This window comes from Rhodococcus sp. SMB37 (assembly GCF_004345605.1).
Taxonomy (GTDB): domain Bacteria; phylum Actinomycetota; class Actinomycetes; order Mycobacteriales; family Mycobacteriaceae; genus Rhodococcus.
In genome coordinates, this window is sequence record NZ_SLVY01000006.1 from 196,539 (window position 1) to 216,327 (window position 19,789).

Genomic DNA, 19,789 nt, shown 5'->3' on the forward strand with positions numbered 1-19,789 from the left:
TCACACTCCGCCTACGGCGGCGGCCGACGCATGAGTGAGCCGTTGACCGTCGGAGACCAGGCCGAGCAGGATCGGTTCTGGTCCCACGTCGTCCGAGGTCCGGTTCACTGGACTGCTGGATTTGATCCGGCGCCATCGCCGACGACGGCTACGGCCGCTGGTGGATCCGCCGCGGACACGTCGAACGCATCATCCGTCCCCACCGGTACTCCCTCGCCCTCGCTCTCGGCGGGCACCTCCCGGGCAGCGGTGTCGCGATGCACCTGTGTGACAACCCCATCTGTGTCCGCGTCGACGTCTCGCCGGCGGGAACCGCGGCGGACGGGGGTGGGGTGGGGGAAGCGTTAGGTGTAGGTGGTCAAGTCGGATGGGGTCATGTGATGGCCGGCACCCAGTCCCATAACCTCTCGGAGATGGCGCGCAAGGGCCGCGGCAACGGCTGGGCTGGTCCCACCCGCGCGGACCGCGCCGCCGATCCCGTGCCCTGGATGCCGCGGTCCGTTCATGGGACTAGGCGATCGCCGAGGGCCTAGAGATGACCACGCCAGCCACACAGGCTGCGTGACACTATCTGTCACCATCTATCCCTAAAGGCAATACGGTTCAGTTAGTGACGTATACGGTATCGTGTCGGCGTGCCTCGTACTGGATGGGTGAAACCGGAATCGGATCGTCGGTTGTCGGACCTGGTGTCGGTCGGGTTGTTGACCAGGGTCTTTCCTGCCGATGTGGTCGACGAGGTAATCGCCGGGCGGGGCGCACCGAGCAGCGGCATCGGGCGTTGCCGGCGCGGGTGATGGCGTACTTCTCGATCGGGATGGCGCTGCATTCGGAAGGCTCCTACGAGGACGTGTTCGCGGCGTTGACCGACGGATTGTCCTGGTCGTCGGGATGGTCGCAATCATGGACGGCCCCTTCGAAATCGGGGATCTTCCAGGCACGAGCGCGGCTCGGGTACGAGCCGGTCCGGGATCTGTTCGCCCGCACCGCCCGTCCACTCGCGACCGACGAGACGCCCGGGTCCTGGCTGGCGGGCCGCCGACTGGTGGCCCTCGACGGCACCTGCCTGGATCTGCCCGACACCCCGGCCAATGCGGAGCACTTCGGTCGGCCGGGCTCGGCCCGAGGTGAGAAGTCCGCGTACCCGCAGGCCCGCCTGGTCGCGGTCGCCGAATGCGGCACCCACGCCCTCTTCGATGCGGTCGTCGGCCCCTGCACCACCTCGGAGATCGCGGCGGCGAGGGAGCTGGTCGACAGGCTCGAACCCGGCATGCTGGTCCTTGCCGATCGGGGTTTCTACGGCTTCGAGCTGTGGTCCCGGGCCGCCGCGACCGGCGCGGACCTGCTGTGGCGGGTCAAGACGAACCTGCGGCCGCGGCACGTGCAGACGCTGCCGGACGGGTCCTGGCTGGCAGAGATCGCCCCGACGTCGGGACCGGACCGACGCACGAAGAAACCCCTGACCGTGCGGGTCATCGACTACACCCTCGACGACGGCCGGGACAACCCCGAGCAGTACCGCCTGCTGACCACGATCCTCGATCCCGAGCAGGCCGACGCCGCCGATCTCGCCTTCGCCTACGCGCAGCGGTGGGAGATCGAGAACACCTTCGACGAGCTCAAGACCCATCAGCGCGGGCCGCGGGCGGTGCTGCGCTCGCAATCGCCAGGTCTGGTTCTGCAGGAGATCTGGGAACACCTGTGTTGTCACTACGCGATCCGCACCCTGATGCTCGACGCCGCCCGCGCCGGCGGGCACGACCCGGACCGGATGTCCTTCGTCGCTGCCCTGCGGATCACCCGTCGATCGCTGTCGCACAACGCTTTTCCCCCCTCATGACCGTGACGCCGTCGCGGTGTTGTGGCGATGCGCCATCGACAAACTCCTGCGCCGCCTCAACCCGGTTCGCCGACCACGATCCAACCCCCGCGTGGTCAAACGCAAAGTCCTCAAGTGGGCAGCCAAACGCTCACACCACCAACATCATCCGCAACCCACTCACACGGCGGTATGCACAGTGACCTCACCTAACTGAACTGTATTGTCCCTAAAGGAGGTCCCCGCGAGGGCGGGGCGGACGCCGGCAACATCGCCACCGCCATCAGTGAAGTGGAGTGGAGTGCTCCCCGCATGTGCGGGGCAGACTTCGCCCGCGCGCGCCCGCGTGGCGTTTGGTGAGGAGCGATCCCCGCGTGGGCGCGACAGACACATTCTAACCTGAGGCCGTTGACGTGGCATGAGGTTGCCCCTTGAGAGTGGACACCGGATTTCATGCGGCGAGTGCGAACGCAGCCGATGCGGTCAATCGTCGTGCGAACTCGAACGGCAGCAGATAGCCCAACGCGGAATGACGCCGTCGCCGGTTGTAATACGACAACCACTCGAACAACTCCAGACGCGTCCGCGCCTTCGACATCGCGGCACGGCCATGCAGCCATTCACGCTTCAAAAAATTCGGGACTGTCTGAATAACGGTGGATCCGGGTTGGCCTGACACGCCGAGCAGCGAGCTTGGCGGGAAGGATCGACCGTGACGGAAACACTGGAGCCCATGGCGGACGAGGTGAACCAGCTGGAGTTGGCGCAGCAGCTGCTGGCCCAGGCCAAGGAGCAGGGCATCGAGCTGATGGGCCCGAACGGACTGCTCGGGCAGTTGACGAAGAACGTGCTCGAAACCGCACTGGATGCGGAGATGACCGAGCACCTCGGCTACGAGAAGAACGACTCGGCCGGACGCGGCAGCGGCAACTCCCGCAACGGCACCCGATCGAAGACGGTGCTGACCGAAATCGGCCCGGTCGAGATCGACGTCCCGAGGGACACCGACTCGAGCTTCGAACCGAAGATCGTGCGCAAACGCCAGCGGCGGCTGACCGGCATCGACGAGATCGTGCTCTCGCTCAGCGCCAAAGGATTGACCACCGGCGAGATCTCGGCGCACTTTCAGGATATCTACGGAGCATCCGTGTCGAAGGACACCATCTCCCGGATCACCGACAAGGTGCTCGAGGAGATGACCGAATGGCAGAACCGGCCCCTCGATCGGGTGTATCCGGTGGTGTTCATCGACGCCATTCACGTCAAGATCCGCGACGGGCAGGTCACCAACCGACCGATCTACGTCGCGATCGGGGTCACCGTCAACGGCGAACGCGACATCCTGGGGTTGTGGGCCGGCGACGGCGGGGAGGGCGCAAAGTTCTGGCTGGCGGTGCTCACCGAGATCAAGAACCGTGGAGTGGCTGATGTGTGCATCGTCGTGTGCGACGGGTTGAAAGGTTTGCCGGAGGCGATCAACACGGTGTGGGAGTTGGCGGTGGTGCAGACCTGCATTATCCATCTGATTCGCAACACTTTTCGGTTCGCACCGCGCCAGCATTGGGACGAGATGTCCCGCGATCTCAAGCCGGTCTACACCGCCCCGACGGAGGCTGCGGCCAAGGAACGGTTTGTCGAGTTCTCCACCAAGTGGGGGCCGAAGTATCCGGCGATCGTCCGACTGTGGGAGAACGCGTGGTCGGAGTTTGTGCCGTTCCTCGACTACGACGTCGAGATCCGGCGGGTGATCTGTTCGACGAACGCGATCGAGTCGGTCAATGCCCGCTACCGGCGTGCGATCCGCGCCCGTGGGCATTTCCCGACCGAGCAGGCTGCTCTGAAATGCCTCTATCTCGCTACCCGGGCGCTGGACCCCACCGGCCGGGGTAGGGCACGATGGGCGATGAGGTGGAAGCCTGCCTTGAACGCCTTCGCGATCACTTTCGAAGGACGCATCAACTAACCGATGCCAGGCCGGATCCACCGTTTATCGGACACTCCCTCAAATTCTGAAAGAACGACTCCGCCAAAGCATTGGTGTGTCCTGAAGATGATTGCGAAGTGTTGACCGTCTCGCTGGGTGACGACGAGGTGGGGGCCGTCGGGCTCGATGCCGATGGGGTAGGTCGGGTGCGTGGTGGGGTTGATCGTGATCGTCTGCACCGTCAGTGTGACGAGGAACTGACGGTTGCGCGGCGCCCCCGCCCGTGATCCTGGCAGATTCTCGCGGGGGCGTCGCCGTGATGCGAGAGGCATCGATGGTCACGGTAGAGGTCGATCCTGTCCGCGTCGAATCCCGCCTGGCGGCCGGTGGGATCGGCTGTCCGGGCTGCGGGGCCGGGCTGCTCGGCGGCTGGGAGTATGCCCGCCCACGCGTGATCGCCGGGACCGATACTCGGGTACGTCCGCGACGTGCCCGTTGCCGCTCGTGTGGGGTCACGCATGTGCTGTTGCCGGTGTCGTTGTTGCTGCGCCGGGCGTATCTCGCGGAGTTGGTGTTCGCGGCGTTGGTGGCCAAGGCCCTGGGTTCGGGCATCGGTCGATCGCCGCCCGGACGGGGGTGCCGTCCTCGACGGTGCGGGGCTGGCTGCGGGCGATGGCCGGGCGACTCAAGGCGGTGCGGGTGTGGTTCACGGCGGTCGCGATCGCGGTCGGGATCCATGAGGTGGCGGGCGGTTCGACTCGGGCGGAACGGGCGCCGAGCTGCACAGATCGCTGCCGTGATCGTACCACTACAGCTATTTCGGGGAGGACATATCCACCTGCATCGCGGAAACCTATTGCCGGTCGCTACCGTTGGATGACCACGTTCCGAGAATCCTGAGAAAGGCCAAACTGGCAGGCCGGGTCCTCTCCCAGATCACGGTCACCGACGATATCCCGGTCGCGTCGGCCCACGGCGCACATCTGGCGGCGATCGGACAGGACACCTGGCTGACGAAATGCGACCCCGTCGACTACCGGACCACCCGCGACTGGGCGGCAGCCATCCTCCGCGGGACCGACGGGATTCTCGGGATCAAGTACCGGACACGCAACGATGAGGACAGGTTCTCCGTCGTTATGACGATCACCCCCGATGCCGGCGTGGGGCTACGTGATCTGATGGCCGTGTCCCACGGTCCGATCACGCTCGATGACAGGGCCGGGGTAGAACTGGTCCGATCTCACCTCGCGGCGTACAACGCCACCGTCCTCTGAGGCGAACCTCGAGCAACCAGTCGTAGGGGATTCCCTACGGCGGGAAAAGGTGCGGGCGGAGACTGGTTCCGGCAGGTGGCGCCCCAGCCTCCGCAGTCAGACCGAACTCAACGGGACAGGTCACTGCTGCATATCAAAGGCGGCCGTCGACACTCGTCCAAGTTTGGGCCGCGACGCGCTACCGTGCCCACCATGGGCACCAGCTTCCACGCACCCAACCCCTGGCCGCACATCACCACTGCTCTCCGCGGCCAGGGACCCCGACACGTCGCGATCGCCTACCTCGATTACACCGCACCCGACCTGCTACCGCTGCGCGCCGGCGACATTCTGATCGTCAACGCCGCCCGCGCTGCACTACGTGCCCACGCCACCTCCCCCACCGCCCTCGCGCATTTCGTCAAGAGCGGGGTACGGGTGCTGTCCACACCGAACCTGCACACCGGCGTCATCATCACCCCCGACTGCGCGATTCTCGGACCGGTCAGCGCCTCCCGCAGCTCCACCCTCGCCGACGAAGCCGCCCTTATCACCGACGACTCCGACGCTCTCGCCGCGGCCCGCCGCTTCGTCGAGAGTCTCGATGACCTCACTGAAGTCGACAACGTGTTTCTCGACAACGCCACCGCCATCTGGCAGAGAGGACGAGCCATTCCCCTACCCGGAATTGGCGCCCAGCGCCGCGCCGCACCGGACTTCCTCCCCACCTCTATCACGCGAATGTTTTTGCGGCACATCATCGAATACACCCCAAGGGCCGATAATCACGAGCTCGTGGACCACACCGACCCCGGCCGCTACACCATAGGACCAGCGACGAGCTACCCGCTCGAATTGCTACGTCTCGACACCCCCACAGACCGCGACCACTTCCGGCCGGGCGATGTGCTGATCCAGGTCACCGCCGACAACACGTGGATCCATCCACCGGCAGTCGTGCACTCCGACCCGATTCCGATCCCGCACACCCGCCACGCGATCGCCTACCAGCTGCGCACCCGGGCCGATCTCGACCCACTCCCGGTACCCGACGCCGAAAAGGCACTCGCTGACCTCGGTCATCCCAACCCGAGACTGCGCACCGATCACCGCATCATCTCCCCCGGCCTGCGGGCTGCACTTCTACGCCTGTGGAACTTGTGACCTGAATAACGCTTTCTATCAAGCGATCCCGCAACGCTCAAGTATACTGACCGACCACAACGCCTGCCGCATGGGCGCCTTGCAGGTGCATCACCGACAGGTGACGCCCTGCAACCGGCTTGGCAATCCCGGATCAGCCGAGAAGGCATGCAAGCTCGATCAACAGGCAGGGACATCGCAACGGGCGGAACACCCCCGCCCATTTCGTCACATGACATGAGCGCCAGCGAGGCGGGCTGGTTTACCGCGGTAAACCAGCGCTTCCCATCCAAGCGTTCGCGACGTGGACGCTCGCGCCATCACTAACCTCGGGTCGTTTTAATTCGTTAGTTAACTATCATTTTCATTTCTCCGGCTCATGAGGTGGCGCGATCCTCCATCGGAACCCAAGACTCAGCCCTGCCACCGACCTCACCGCAAAACACCTGACGTCGACGCCCGCAGGATCCTTCACCCCCCTGGGTGTCGAACGTGGGTCGTGGACACAGAATCCGTGTCTTCACCATTTTTTAGCCGAGCAGTGACGCTTGAGGCGCAGGTTCGGGAGTGTTGATCTTCCGGGCACAGCGAAGCACTATCGCCCAAAGTCGGTCGATGTCGATATCCGCGACGGGAAAGTCCTTCATGACGCCTTCGTGGTCGTGATCGACGAAGCGGGCAAGTTCGGCGAATCCGGAATGTGCGCACACTGCCGTGTACTGGCGCCAGTTGCCGTAGGCCATAAGCTGGCCGACCTTGTTGACCCACAGTTGAATCGGAGCGAAACGCAGCCCGTAAACGTGGAAGAACACTCCTCCTTGCCCGTAATTGCCGAACCACAAATCGTCGTGGGATCCGAGTCGTTTGTCGAGGTCATCGAGCAGCGTGAAGAGCCGCTCGGCGATGGCGTGTTCAGATGGTGAGGTGATCGCGTCGAGGAAGGATTCCTTGGTCCACTTATCATTCTGGTGCGCGGCATAGGTCTTGGCGTGAGCGATCTCGCCGCCGTAGGTGGACGGGACAAGAATTTCGACGGTGCCGTGCCGGGCGTAGGTCAGTTGCAGTGCGGTCACGCGTACGTCGTCGCGGGTGGCGAGGTTGAGGTATTCGACGAGGCGACGCAGATCGGCGTCGATGAGGTCGACGGCCAGACACAGGTGGATCCGGCCGTCGGTGATGTTGCGGTCGAGTTGATCGCGGCTACCCTCGTCGAGTTCGGACAGGTCCGGGCCGCCTTGACGTGACCACTGCCGCTGGAAGGCCTCGGCACCGGCCTGCCAGATCGCGGCGGCATAGTCGAGGACTTGGCCGATGACCATGCGTCGGCGTTCGGAGTTGGAGGCGAGTTTGCATTCGACGATGGTGATCTCGCCGTTCGAGTCGATAATGCACACGTCGGCAGGGCCGGCGGATGTGGACAGCTCTCGCAGGGCCAGGGCACCTTCGGGGACACCAGGCACGCGATGTGGTGCGTCGGCGATGATCGCTTGAAGGTGGTCCTCGTTGGTGTACGCCGTCATCTCCGGGGACGACCATGAGCTGTCGGTGCTGGCGTCCCGTATCAACAGTGGCCTGTCACTCGTTCCCGCCACGCCTGCCTCTGTCCTTCGTCGGTTGGGTGGACTGTGTTCACCGTATCCAATCGCTCGGACTCGCATGCCTAGAGTCATGTTCCGGTTCAGGTCTGGGTGACCGGTCGATGCTGCGCGCCGTCGGGCAAGGGCACGGTCGACCAGTCACTGAACCGAAGCTTGTGAGCGATTTCGCTCGTGCTGCTGGACGTGCAGATCACAGAAAGTCAACGAGGACAGGCATTCACAGAGATCACCGCATACCGGCGAGGGCTCATAACTGTGTTCGCCGACGTGGATGCAAAACTTCACCCTCGTGATGTCGGCGAGCGTGCCCTCATCGACAGTGGTGACATGGTGATCGCACAGTCGAGACGCCTGGGTCAGTGCAGCTACCCGTGGTCACGTGAACCGCACAGGCACCAGGCTTGTGCCGAGCAAAGACCACTATGTCCTCATCAGTAGACGGCGTGGGCAGCGTCGAACTGCTCGAGCACACGGCGCGAAACCCGGCCGCGGGAGCTGACCGCGATACCTTGCCCTCTCGCCCAGTCACGGACCGCAGCAAGCTGATACCGGTCCCGGCCAGCACCAGCACCAGCACCCATCGACGGCACCGCGGTCGCGGTGGCGCGGCGCGTGCGCCCCGAATGCGGGTCCCGAGCGCCCAGGCGAGCTGCAGCAATCCACCGCGCCATATCCGCTCGGAACTGCTCGACGTGCGCAGGACGCAGGTCGATCTCGTACTGGACGTCATCGACGGTGAATCTGATCGTCTGGGCCAAGCCCTCGTCGATCGGTCTTCCGTCGAGGTCGTCGAAGTACTCGACGATCTCCTTCTGCACCGCACACCTCCTGTAACGCCGCCACTGAGGGCGATGACCACCGTAGAGCACCGACGGCACCGGAGCAGCATCGTGGCCGCGGCACACCGAGCCAGTCGATCCCGCGCCCTCAGTCTGACTCCTGAGCAAACATGTGCGAGTTCGGGGTCTCCGCGCCTGCCCGCAGGAGGGCCATGAACAGCCGATGGTGCTGGCGGCCGAGTGCTGTCGTGACCTGGAAGGAAGTGGCATCGAGCGAACAGCATCGGCCTGTGCTCGGCAGTGGCAGACGAACTGGAGGTCGATGAGCCGACCGACCTATCGGAACCGAACGAAAATCGGTCGCAGCACGATGTGAGTGAGCGACCAAAGTCACGCGCCGAGAGCGCCGCCAGCCGCGCCCTGCTCAGCTGCCGACGAACCATCCCAGCCGCCGCCCGGCCGCAGACCACACACTGCTGCGGCCTGAGCATCGTTACAGCCCTCGAAGGCACCTCGTGGCACGCCAGCCTGAGTGGAGGTCGCGAGGTACTCCCGCGAGGAGTCGATACGGCTGCCGTATATGTGCGTTCCGCTCACCAGCCCTGGCCGAAAACACGTGCACGTCGTTGAGTGCTCCGACAAAGTCGCTGCCTACGGGATCACTGCTGCCCGAGCGTTGATGTGGGATCACGGGTTCGTGCGGATGTGTTTGCACCAGCGTGTACCAAATAGAGGACGACTTCGTTCGGGCATGGACTGTGAACCAGCGTGGCCGTTGAGTACCGGCGACGGATGTGTCCACCAGCTTACGAGAACATCGCGCTCACCGATCGAAGTATCTGGCAAGTGTTCACCCCTCCCCTCGATCCAGTGGTCGACGCGAGTGTCAAGCGCGGCTACCCTCTGCGGCAACACTTTCAGGTTGTGAAGAATCGCGGGCGTATCGAGCACAGTCCCACGGTCGTTGCGTGGCGAACCTGATTGCCCAGCATGTTCGCCATGAGCATCGACAGCACCCTCGTGGCGAAGCGAGCATCGCCTGGAGCCGCATCGCCGACTCAACCCGGCTTCGAGAAAGCCGGCAATGGCTGCCCATATCCGCAACGTCGGTGAAGTCGCCAGTAACAGCAGCGAATCATCGACAATGAGCGTGCGGAGTGCCAGCGAGGCTCGTGACGGTGGCAAGAGCACCGGCGAGATCGGACTGTTTGCCTTGGCGGGGCACTTCGAAGTCGTAGCGCTCAGCGATGCTGAGGATGTGCGACCACGAGGTACCCGGTCGCGGCGGATTCTCCGCACCGAGTCCAACAGGCCCTACTCGCCGTCCAGGAGCGGCAGGCCACCAAAGACACTGCATTTGCGGCGATGCTGTGGACCGGGCCGATCAAGATTCCACGAGCCATTGCCGCGGCAAGAGGCGACGCTTCCAGCGTATGTACCGGGTGAGCAGCGCGCCTGCCCTCGAAGCAGCGGGGTTCGCCGATCATCTCGATGGCATGGTCGCAGGGGTGTGCCCGATCAACGATCCCGCGGTGTCGCATACGGACATCGTATTTGCAGGGAATGAGCGACTGGTGCGTCGAACTTGAAGTCTCGGGCGTGCTCGATCTGGCTCAGAGCTATCGTGCGGACACTTTCTCGAGGAGTCGCATGAATATCTTCCGGACTGGCCGATGCGCCGATTCTGACACGCCAAAATTAATTGCGGGTCGCTGCACCATCACAGCCGAGCGGTGTGGTGGAATAACGGTCAGCAATATCCATCCAGGACAAGGAGAAGATAACTTACCGAGGAGTAACAAATACATATTCTAGAGAGCAGTACATGACAAAACCCCCTTTCGGGGGCTTGTCATTTCGTGAATCCTTGACCAGGTTCATCGAGTTGTAGTGCAGCTAACCGTATTTAGTTGTCACCCCGTTAGCGCTCTACATGAAGCCGAAGTCGCCTCTTCGCCTCCAAGTACTGCTCCCATCAGGGCTTACCGACACTCGGTAGGCTCCGCTCTCTTGAAGGGACTTACCGTGCTTGGTACGTCTCAGGGTAGCTTATGCCCTGAAGAAGAAACAACACTAGCGACAACGACACGCCGCGAAGCATCCGAATCCGCTCAGACAACGAGCGCTGCCCATCACTGCATAGCGGCGACCGATAACGCCTATTCGAATGCCGCTGCGCGCGCTAAAGAGAATGTAGACCGCATCGAAAGAATTAATTCCGAAAGCGATCAACGCGGCCGAACTTGGTCAATTCCCGTGCCCTCAGAATTGCAATCGAGCACACCCATCTGGTCCGGCAGAATTCCATGGCAACGCCAAGTTCGAGAAGTCCTCAATAAAGACGACGGAATTCAACTCTGTCGACGACACAATATCGATCCCGAACGCGTATTTGCCGTCGCAGTAAGCATGGCTGCTGTCGCAGACCAACGCACCGGCCGCCGGGTCACAGCGTCACGAGATCGACTCTCCGAGCGCGCCGGCGTCTCCATCACCGTCCTCAAACGCGCCAGACGAGTTCTCTCCGAACTCGGCATGGCCCACGAGATGGTCAGGGGACGCTACCTTCGCACGATCGAACAATGGGCAGCCGAAGCGCACCACGGACGTACACAAGTGAAGGCAACCAGCGTGTGGGCCTTGATCTCCCCGAAGTCGGTCGTCGTTCCTGAAGACCCCCCAGCCAGCTCCTCAACGACACTCGCAGACGAGAAGCCGGCCCCCGCGAGCACCCCTCCCCCGCCACTTCATCCACAACGCGGCAACGATGGCCCCCAATCTGTTGCTCTTGCTTTTAGTACTTCTACTTCCGTTAGGAAGTACATAACAACGCGCGCGCGCGCGTACACGGGAGAAAATTCTTCAAATTCCAGCCCAAAGCCCCGACCAATCGGCCTCCAAAAGGCCGCTGCCGCCCTAGTTTCACTCGCCCCGGCACTAGACACCAAAAGGCACATCGGGTCAGTCTGCGACGCTCTCAGGGCCCATTCTGTCGATACGACTCGATGGACTGGTCAAGATATCGCAAGAACCCTCACTGCGGACACCCAACGACGTGGGTGGACATGGCCCCGAGCCGACGCCCTTGAGAACCCACTCAAGTTCCTACATTGGCGCCTCGCTCGAATCGACTGGTCTGGGCCATCCCCCTCTGAGCGCGCGGCGGAAGCCAAACGCCGAAGTGACTACGAACGGCACACTGCTGCGATGATCGCATCCAGTCGCGATGCGAATGTAGCCTCGGAGAACACTCGGGATGCTTCGATGCGAAGGATCCGACAAGTACTTTCCTGCCAACGGCGCGGCGCAACCGCAGAAATTGGATCTTGAGAGATGTTTGGAGTCGTGTACTACCCGAATTCCTCAGGTGAACCTGACGATACCCCCACTACGGTGGGTCGGCCGTGCGGCATTTGACGCGCGAGATCTGTGACCATTCCGAGGTCGGACTGTGATCAAGTTATCTGCGTGGGGGCCTTGCTTTTCGGACTCCGGCTGATGAGGGGTCGGGTTTACCGCGGTAAACCACTCCCCCGGAGGCGCGCAGGTAGATCCGCAAAGACTTGACCGTGCGCCGAGAATTCCCACTCAGATATATGAGACGTCTGTTTACCGCGGTAACCAGACGTCACTAAGGCGCGGGTCGAGAGCGTCGAAACCCCTGAGCGCCACCTGCTGAGCTAGCCAACTGCTGGTTTACCGCGGTAAACAAACGGTTAACGTAGGGCACATCCGCTATCCTCCAGAGCTCCCGCACCCTGCTGTCGGGAGAAGACGTTAATTGCCGCGCTGGTTTACCGCGGTAACCAGCCAAACTTTGCGGCGCACTCCCCCGCTATAGACGAGGCCGCAGTGGGCGAAGCTGAAATCGGATTGCGTTCCAGCCCCGTCTTCGTCGGCACTGAACGTTCGGTCGGCGTGGTTTACCGCGGTAAACAACCTTGGTCAGACCCGCAAACTCGGCGAGGTGTGAACCGATGCAGGGTATGGCACGATCTAATGTCGATAACGATCGGCGCAAGAGGCTGAGTGCAAGCTGCCGGAAACGCGAAGATCGGAGTCTGCGCTGGTTACACTCGACCACCGACTAGTCCTTCGATAACAGTGGAAGCAGACTGTGAAGTCCTGGTTTACCGCGGTAAACCATATCGATCTCAGTGCGGGGCCAACCAAGTCCCGGTACGTTCGCTTACGTCGGCTGCCTCTCTCTCGGTGCTGAGCGAGACCAGGACACTCCCCTGTTGCCGGCTATTTCCTTCGGACTACGCGAACGCGTCCGCGCTACAAGCTTCAGTCCTCGGATTTTCAAGAGATGCGTTCGCGATCTCCGGAAGTTTACCGCGGTAAACCGCTGTACTATCGCCAGACATCTCGATGCTCAAAGTCACGCTTGGTCCGTCACGAACTGAACTGACACGAGGATAGCGCCATTCCCTGGATGAAGGTTCTGTGGTTTACCGCGGTAAACACCGCCAGCAAGAGTCTCCAGATCCCACTGGGCGCAGTAAGGCGAGAGTGCACCGCGGCTGTAGGTAGCGGTTTACCGCGGTAAACCGTCGGGCTTCGGAGGGAGAGTTGTTCGTGCGGCGAAGCGGGCCCTTGCTGCGTGTAGCCGGATCTAGCTGCTGTCGCTATCGAACGCTTCCCGAAATGTCTGCGAATCTGCACGGGAACGCCCGCCGATGAGAATTCAGTGAAGGGCAGCAAGGTGGATAGCGGCACGGTTCAGAACTGTAGAACACCCGGCGGATCATTAGACTTCAATGCCGGAAACGATGCCGATCGCGAGCGAGCTATGTCGCTACTTGTGCTGTAGTTTACCGCGGTAAACCAGGGGAGCGCCCCGCTGGCCCAGCTGCGCAAGAAATCAGGGGCGGTAAGGTCCCTCGTCCGGTCGGCGGGTAACCGAGATTAACCAGCACAGTTCCTCACATCACTCTGGTTTACCGCGGTAAACCAGAGCCGAAGCTGTACCAGCGGCTCAAATGGATCGGGCATCTCTGTATGCATTCGACGCGAACACACCTGCTTCGACCATCCCGATCTCTCGCCGGAATCTATTCCGTCGGCAGAGTCCTGAAGTAGGGGCTTACCGCGGTAAACCAGGGGAGCGTCGTTGTCTTCGGTCGAGCTGATCGATAATCGATCCAAGCTTGGGTGTTCAGTGACTGTCCCCGAGAGTTGATACTCTCATCGCCCAGTCCATCGATCAGACGACTGCTGCCGCGAGACGTCGGTTGCCGTTGCCAGGCAGTTTCTTGCCATGCGATACCTGGCGGCCGTCACCGAATTGAGGGCCCGACCCTGTCACTACTTGCCCTTCCGAAGACCAGGATGCTTCGAGCGACCTTCATGGCTACGCCAGAAGAGTTCGAGGCGCGCCATATCGGCGGGCGGGATCGGCGACCGACTACCAGTATGTTCGTGACTATTGACCTCTCCATACTGAAACCGAGTCGGCCCACGAATGCATCCGAAAGACCACACAAGTAGCACTCCGTGTCGCTCAGAGCGTCTGCATTGTTCTGATTCTTCAGTCCGGGAACCATGATGCGCAGGCGGGATCCTGGGGGAGGGGAGTGCTTGGGCTACTTCGACTTGTCGCACTGGATACCCGAAATCTCACTCGCTTCCCGCGGCTTCCTTCGCCGCTGCCTGTCGCGGCGCTCGAACACGAGCTCGATGGTTTACCGCGGTAAACTGCGTGGACCAGATACATGGCTGTGCTGGGATATCCGGGGAATGTGGGAGCTCGGCGATCTCTCGCAGCAAAGCCTCAAGCTCCTCGAAGCAATTCGCTCACGGCGAAGCACCCATGGGCCTCACCCGGCATGACGGAAGATCGCCCTTCGTGGGTCGAGTGAGTGCTTCGCCTGAGAAATTTCTAGCCGTGTGAAGCCAAATATAAGTGTAATTATTATACTTATATACGCAAGGTCTGGAATGTGCACCGAAACTGACGAGTACAGCGCCCCGCTCATTTTGTCACTGTGACGAAATAGGCGTGAGTGCCTGGTCGTCGTAATGTTGCGGTGGTGTCTACCTGAGATCGGCGATCATAACGCCTCGTGTCAGGGTGTAGATGACACGCCGAATTGCTCAGATAATTTCTGCAAGTTGACGAGGCGAAGCTCAGTGAGGGGGAGCGTCGTCACGCCCCCACCGTCCGCGTCCGGGGCGCGTCTCCATCCACTCATCGACAGTTTGTGCAAGCCACCCACATTTCGGCCCGATCGTTGCATCTGGCTCTGGCAGAACGCCTTTGCGGAGGTACCCTTTCGCAGTGTTGTAGGTGATGCCGACACGATCAGCGAGCTCGTGCAACGTCAGGTAGCGGACCATGATCGGTGATCTTACGCCCTCCTCTTGCTCAATAGACCTCTGTGGGTCTATTGTACGGAGAGCGCAATCCGCGAAACTTGGTCTCGCACCGATTACAGTAGTGGTGGCGCAATCACCGCCTCGATTAGAACGTGGTGGTGAAGTCCGAAGTAGCCCCGGGAGGGGTGAAGCATACGGAGGTAACTGATGACTGTGCATGTCATGTTGAACCAGAAGGGTGGAGTCGGAAAGTCCACCCTCACAATGAATCTTGCGGCCGTGAAAGCGGACGTTCTCACATCGGGTGACGACGACGTCCAATCGCCGGTCGCGGCGATCTCGGTTGACCCCCAGGGATCCGCCGTTTGGTGGGCCTCACGCGTAGAGGAACTCCCGTTCCTCATCGACCAGGTCCACGACAATCTCGAGGTTCTCCGCAACCTCGATAAACTCCCCGGAATCAAACACGTCTACGTCGACACCCCGGGTTGGATTGACCTGTCCGGCAACGACGACGGAACAGACGTACTGGGCGCCGGCTCCTCAGGCGACGCGCTCCGCGCAGTCCTCGACGTTGCTGATCTTGTTATCGTCCCGATCGAACCCGAACCGCTTTGCTTTGATCCGACCGCCCGTACTATCAAGCAGGTTCTCGAGCCCCTAGGCAAGAAATTCATTGTCGTGGTCAACAATTGGGATCCGAGGGACGGCAAGGTCGACCTCGAGCAAACGCGAGAGTTCGTTCAAGCCAATGGTTGGCCCCTTGCGCGAACTGTAGTGCGGCACTACAAGGTTCACACACGAGCAGCTGCTGAAGGCCGCGTCGTCACCGAATACGAAGCCAACCGTGTCTCCCTACAGGCGCGAGAGGACTTCTACAAGCTCAGCCTCGAACTCGCGGACGGCGGCCGCTGATGCCCCCCAAGGGAGGGCGAGCGAACTTCGCTTCACTGGTCGGAGCGGTAGGAGACAACTCACCGGTCGATCGTAAGCGAACCACCACCAGCCCCAAGACCGTCGACGCCGAACCCGTCGATGGCCAGTTCATGGCTGATGTCCCCGTAAAGCAGCTTGTCGCGAACCCCCGCAACCCCCGTGACGAAGTCGGAGACCTGTCTGATCTCGCAACGATCACCGACCGACAGCTGCAGCCAGGAACTGCTGTCAGTCGCGCCGCATGGCTCAAGCTGTGGCCCGAAGACGAAACCGAGATCGGCACAGCACAGTATGTCGTTGTCAACGGCAACCGACGTCTCGCCGCAGCAGTCAAATACGGGCGCGAAGGACTTGATGTCGTTGTCCGAGACAGCATCGCCGCCAGTCGGGGAGAGGTCCTCTGGGCTGCCACCAGCGAGAACATCGATCGCCGAGACTTCGACGTTGTCGAAGAGGCGAAGGCTGTCGAACTCATGGTCAAGGAGTTCGGGAGCGCCGACGCGGCAGCAGCAAAACTCGGACGCTCCAAAGGATGGGTGTCCCAACGCCGCGCACTACTGAAACTCGCCCCCGAACTCCAAGCAGCGCTCCGCGCAGGTGATCTCGCGGTCCGGCACGCACGTACTCTCGCCAAGGTCCCTCTCGAAGAACAGGTCGCTGCCTGGGAAGCCGCCCAGAATCCGGACCCGGACAAAGCAACAGCTGAACCAGAACCGAATGATCCTCAGACGGACGCTCCTGAACGGAAGCAGCAAGAAAAGCCGACGGGGGCGGAACCGGCCAAAAAGGTGGTTCAGGCGCTCAAAAAGTTGGGAGTCGATCCGGCAGTACTCGCAGCCGCAGTTCGCCAGCACTACTCCAGCGACGAGCAGCGGAAGCTCATCGACGCACTCGAACTCGGTTAACAGAATTCGGACGTTGAACAGATGATGCCGCCAACCAGCCGGTCTCCCGCCGGCTGGCTGGGTGGTTGGCGGCCTGCACACAGGCGAACGACCTTCTCACGCAGACAGTCGAGGGCACGATGACCATGACTCATATGGACGCCTCGTCCGAATCACTGTTACACCACACGTACTTCGTCGAGACACGTCACTATTCGCATCAGGTGCACCAGAAAATCAGCGGAACAGGGCATTCCACGAAAGCCGCCAGATCAATGATTGCCGGCAGCATCGCGCATATGCGACCGTGCGACGATTGCAGCCTGAAGCACCCCGGCATCCTGCGGCTCTCGCCGCAATCCGCTGGACCCGAACCCTCGACCGGTCAGGGTCAATACAACACCACCACATCGCTGTTCGAATTCGCGTGGGGCATTGATGAATAAAGATGACACACAGTTCACCCTCTTCGACGTCGAAGCCTCAGATGAACCAGAGGCCGTCGATGAGATCATCACGCCTGGAACCCAACTCAACAGTGAATCGGTAGCGTCCGATATCGGTACCGTCGATCCTCCCCGATCAGAAATCAACACACTTGTGGACGTGCCGGTCGCCGCCGCCCCCGAGACCACCGACGACGAACAGGCAGAGGGGGAGCATCCAACTGATGGCGACGACTCCGACCTGAAGCCCTGGGAATCCCTCCCCGCAGGCACCGACGCAGACGGACACGCCCTCATCGTCACCGCCGCCGCCACCTACACCCCCTCCGGTCAACGGCTGACCGGCCCGGTCGACTCGATCGACAAACTCGACAAACTCCTGCACTGGGCCGCACTGGCACCCCACGGCCTCACCGCACAGGTATGGTTCGTCGGCATCGACTCTTGCGCCGGGCTCGGCTGGACCATCGACCCCGGCAGCGAAGACGACGTCGACGACCTCGAACAACTACGCCAACACGCCGCCAACGAGCTGACCCACACGATCACCGCGACCCTGCCACCGCTCCTTGCCGCCGGCTGGGAACTGCGCGGAGACCCCGGCTACGTCATCCACCTGACCCGCAAAGTCGGCAAAGCCACCCAGATGGTCGACCTCATCCTCGAACCGTACGTCTGGACCTACTGGAACAAAGACTTCGGCTGGGGCAACCGCATCGGCGACATGGGAATACTCGGCAACCCAGCCGCTGGCACATACCTGCCCGACGACGACCTGCCCGCCGCCCGCGAACTCGGCCGTCGCCTCGCGTGGTCAGTCGAGCACCTCGACACCCTGCCCGGCCCCACCCCGGCCCGCACAGGCGCCGCGATCCTCGACAAGATCCGCCGCGAACGCCTCCGCACCGGCAAAGGCATCGTCGTCACCGCCGCCGGCCCCCTCCCACCGATCGACGGACCGCCCCGTGGCGACCTCGAACCCCCGGCCGGCTGGTCCCGGCTCCCCGACACCGACGACCTCGAGGGCGCCGCCGCGCTGGTGACCATCGACCAACGCGCCGCCTACCTCGCCTCCGCCGGCATGCTGTCCTTCGGCTACGGCCGGGTCCGCAACCTCCTCGGCGCCGACGCCGTAAATGCTGCCGCCGATGCCAAGCCTGCGTTCGGCATCTGGCGCGTGACGCTCCCCGCCGCCGGCCAGTACGCCCTGCCGGAGAAACTTCCTTTGCCGCACCCAGCGATGCGCGACGACCAACCGGTGCAGACCTGGATCACCACCGTCAGTCTCGACGGACTCTGCGCCCCGATCGCCGACGGCGGCATGGGCCTCGATGTCGACGACCTCGACGTCACCGAAGCCTGGGTCTACGAAGAGCAAGGTCGGGCACTCGACAAGTGGGCCAAGCTGATACGCGCAGCGCGCACCGTCGCCGTCGACACCGATGATGTGGCGATGAAACGCTTCCTCGGCGCGTGCTACAAAGGCTATGTCGGGCGTATGGTCAACCCCGACATGTGGACCGCCACCCGCATGCAGCACCACCACCAACCGCTGTGGCGGGCAGCGATCATGGCGCACTGCCGCTGGCGCGGCCGCCGTGTGGCGATGCGCATCGCCCGCGAGACCGGACGCTGGCCGATCCGCACCATGACCGACTCCTGGGTCTACCTCCTCGGCGACGGCCAACATATTGCCGACGACAGTGATGCGTTAGGCAAGATGACCGTGGAAAAACACACCCGGCTCACCGATGAGATGCTGTTGTCGTTCGCGGCCGCCGAGACCACCCACGAGATCCGCCTCGCGATCGCCTCCGCCTACGGCACCGATGTCAGCGAGGTGGGGGAGTAGATGGCACTGCACCTACCCACACCACGCTCGAAGTCCGTGCCACAGAAAACCACCGGCCTCGACGGCCTGAAGGTCACGGTCGCCGCCGCCGCAGCCGCCGGGGTCGCCAAATCCCAGGAAACCAGCCGCGGCCTGGCCGGCCTGACCGCAACAGTGTCCATTGCCCAGCTGCGCGCCGAAATCGGCAACGACGGACTGCGCCAGGCCGCGATCGACGCCGGCCGCACACCCCCGTCCGATCGCACCCTGCGCCGCTGGGCCCAGCAGGACCGCATCCCGCATCCCGAGGTCGCCGAACTCGCGCAACGCCGCGCAGCCATCACCCGGCTCGGCGGTGTCAATGCCGTGGCACAGCGGATCGGCCGCAGTCCGTCGTCGGTGCGGAAATACGTGGCGGGCAAGACCAACGAGCTGCGTAATGACGCGAAATCTAAGCTCACGGCGGCGAGGGCGACGGACACCATGCGCAAGGCCGGTGTCCTCAACCCCGACGGAACACCGAAGGTCGCGACCATCCGGGTCACCGGCCGCGTGCATGTCCGTAACGGCGACGAAGCGGGTTACGACTACCGCACCCGCACCTTGGATTTCGGGAACTCCGATGTCCCGTTCAGTGCTGACGAGTCCCGCGAGATCGCCGCGGCATTGGCCAACGACGACCAGGCCCGTGTTGTGGCGATTCTGGAACGTCATGCCACGCTCGATTATCCGGAGAACAAGGGTTTCGACGTCTACGGAGACCAATTCGGGTTTCATTTCGATGCAATCGAGAAACTCGACGTCACCTGGCACTGACCGGTGGGGACGCGCTCGGTGTCGCGGCATTGATGT

Annotated in this window: 9 protein-coding genes and 3 pseudogenes; 9 read left to right on the plus strand and 3 right to left on the minus strand. The window is 62.5% G+C overall.

The window, feature by feature from the left end; translation table 11 throughout:
* The first annotated feature begins 635 nt into the window (after positions 1 to 635).
* Positions 636 to 1,840: pseudogene (locus EV641_RS12390) on the plus strand (IS4 family transposase).
* A gap of 430 nt (positions 1,841 to 2,270) precedes the next feature.
* Here the strand turns inward: EV641_RS12390 and EV641_RS12400 are convergent.
* Positions 2,271 to 2,450 (minus strand): annotated as a pseudogene (locus tag EV641_RS12400) (integrase core domain-containing protein); the annotation flags it as partial.
* A 102-nt stretch (positions 2,451 to 2,552) separates the two neighbouring features.
* Between EV641_RS12400 and EV641_RS12405 the strand changes: the two are divergent.
* From EV641_RS12405 to EV641_RS12415, 3 genes and pseudogenes are all read left to right on the plus strand, one after another.
* Positions 2,553 to 3,782 (plus strand): IS256 family transposase, encoded by a 1,230-nt coding sequence (locus EV641_RS12405; RefSeq protein WP_132472164.1) that lies wholly within the window; start codon positions 2,553 to 2,555, stop codon positions 3,780 to 3,782.
* A 782-nt stretch (positions 3,783 to 4,564) separates the two neighbouring features.
* Positions 4,565 to 5,020, plus strand: a pseudogene (locus tag EV641_RS12410) (RES family NAD+ phosphorylase); the annotation flags it as partial.
* Positions 5,021 to 5,212: 192 nt separating this feature from the next.
* Positions 5,213 to 6,163: a phosphatidylserine/phosphatidylglycerophosphate/cardiolipin synthase family protein gene (locus tag EV641_RS12415; protein WP_132472038.1), complete on the plus strand. Its 951-nt coding sequence runs from the start codon at positions 5,213 to 5,215 to the stop codon at positions 6,161 to 6,163.
* Positions 6,164 to 6,672: 509 nt separating this feature from the next.
* Here EV641_RS12415 and EV641_RS12420 read toward each other — a convergent pair.
* A complete protein-coding gene (locus EV641_RS12420) occupies positions 6,673 to 7,734 on the minus strand; it encodes a hypothetical protein (protein ID WP_132472039.1) in 1,062 nt (353 codons plus the stop codon).
* 437 nt (positions 7,735 to 8,171) lie between these two features.
* Positions 8,172 to 8,558 carry an Lsr2 family protein gene (locus EV641_RS29760; RefSeq protein ID WP_241997141.1) on the minus strand — a complete coding sequence of 129 codons (387 nt, stop codon included), beginning with the start codon at positions 8,556 to 8,558 and terminating at the stop codon, positions 8,172 to 8,174.
* Positions 8,559 to 15,047: 6,489 nt separating this feature from the next.
* Here EV641_RS29760 and EV641_RS12435 point away from each other — a divergent pair.
* The 5 genes from EV641_RS12435 to EV641_RS12455 all read left to right on the plus strand — a co-directional run bounded on the left by EV641_RS12435 (position 15,048) and on the right by EV641_RS12455 (position 19,753).
* The gene (locus EV641_RS12435) at positions 15,048 to 15,755 is read left to right on the plus strand and encodes a ParA family protein (protein ID WP_132472041.1); all 708 of its coding nucleotides are present in this window, start codon (positions 15,048 to 15,050) and stop codon (positions 15,753 to 15,755) included.
* Positions 15,755 to 16,681: a peptide transporter gene (locus EV641_RS12440; RefSeq protein ID WP_132472042.1), complete on the plus strand. Its 927-nt coding sequence runs from the start codon at positions 15,755 to 15,757 to the stop codon at positions 16,679 to 16,681. The genes EV641_RS12435 and EV641_RS12440 overlap by 1 nt, the downstream gene beginning before the upstream one ends.
* Before the next feature lie 134 nt (positions 16,682 to 16,815).
* Positions 16,816 to 17,106, plus strand: a complete 291-nt coding sequence (locus tag EV641_RS12445; protein WP_132472043.1) for a hypothetical protein — start codon at positions 16,816 to 16,818, stop codon at positions 17,104 to 17,106.
* Complete coding sequence (locus tag EV641_RS12450; RefSeq protein WP_132472044.1) at positions 17,099 to 18,958, plus strand: hypothetical protein; 1,860 nt, start codon at positions 17,099 to 17,101, stop codon at positions 18,956 to 18,958. Before EV641_RS12445 ends, EV641_RS12450 begins: the two co-directional genes overlap by 8 nt.
* Complete coding sequence (locus EV641_RS12455; RefSeq protein WP_132472045.1) at positions 18,959 to 19,753, plus strand: hypothetical protein; 795 nt, start codon at positions 18,959 to 18,961, stop codon at positions 19,751 to 19,753.
* Positions 19,754 to 19,789: the final 36 nt, after the last annotated feature.